Raw genomic sequence first — 1262 nt, 5'->3', positions numbered from 1 at the left:
ATCGCATGATTTTCAAGTCAAAGCGATTAAGCGGTATAAGATGGACTCGCGTCCCATTAGCTAGTTGGTGAGGTAATAGCTCACCAAGGCGACGATGGGTAGCCGGCCTGAGAGGGTGAACGGCCACACTGGAACTGAGACACGGTCCAGACTCCTACGGGAGGCAGCAGTGGGGAATATTGCACAATGGAGGGAACTCTGATGCAGCGACGCCGCGTGAGCGATGAAGGTTTTCGGATCGTAAAGCTCTGTCCTAAGGGACGATAATGACGGTACCTTAGGAGGAAGCCCCGGCTAACTACGTGCCAGCAGCCGCGGTAATACGTAGGGGGCGAGCGTTGTCCGGATTTATTGGGCGTAAAGGGTGCGTAGGCGGCCTTGTAAGTCAGATGTGAAATCTCACGGCTTAACCGTGGTAAGCATTTGAAACTGTGAGGCTTGAGTACAGGAGAGGAGAGTGGAATTCCTAGTGTAGCGGTGAAATGCGTAGATATTAGGAGGAATACCAGTGGCGAAGGCGACTCTCTGGACTGTAACTGACGCTGAGGCACGAAAGCGTGGGGAGCAAACAGGATTAGATACCCTGGTAGTCCACGCCGTAAACGATGAGTGCTAGGTGTCGGGGGTCAAACCTCGGTGCCGCAGTTAACACATTAAGCACTCCGCCTGGGGAGTACGGTGGCAACACTGAAACTCAAAGGAATTGACGGGGACCCGCACAAGCAGCGGAGCATGTGGTTTAATTCGATGCAACGCGAAGAACCTTACCAGGGCTTGACATCCCCCGGACGGAACTAGAGATAGTTCATTCCCTTCGGGGACTGGGGAGACAGGTGGTGCATGGTTGTCGTCAGCTCGTGTCGTGAGATGTTGGGTTAAGTCCCGCAACGAGCGCAACCCTTGTCTTTAGTTGCAAACAGTCAGGCTGTGCACTCTAAAGAGACTGCCGATGACAAATCGGAGGAAGGTGGGGATGACGTCAAATCATCATGCCCTTTATGTCCTGGGCTACACACGTGCTACAATGGTCGGTACAACGGGCAGCCACTTAGTGATAAGGAGCTAATCCCACAAAACCGATCCCAGTTCGGATTGTAGGCTGCAACCCGCCTACATGAAGCCGGAGTTGCTAGTAATCGCGGATCAGAATGCCGCGGTGAATGCGTTCCCGGGTCTTGTACACACCGCCCGTCACACCATGGGAGTTGACAATACCCGAAGTCGGTGAGCTAACCGTAAGGAGGCAGCCGCCGAAGGTAGGG

1 rRNA gene is annotated in these 1262 nt (G+C 54.0%); it reads left to right on the top strand.

Going from position 1 to position 1262, the window contains the following annotated elements:
• Window positions 1–1262, top strand: a 16S ribosomal RNA gene (locus tag BUA21_RS14405); the annotation flags it as partial.

The sequence above is a fragment of the Sporanaerobacter acetigenes DSM 13106 genome (assembly GCF_900130025.1).
In the GTDB taxonomy this organism is placed as follows: domain Bacteria; phylum Bacillota; class Clostridia; order Tissierellales; family Sporanaerobacteraceae; genus Sporanaerobacter; species Sporanaerobacter acetigenes.
Note: the sequence above shows the minus strand (reverse complement) of the source record. Positions and strands in the feature narration are given on the sequence as shown.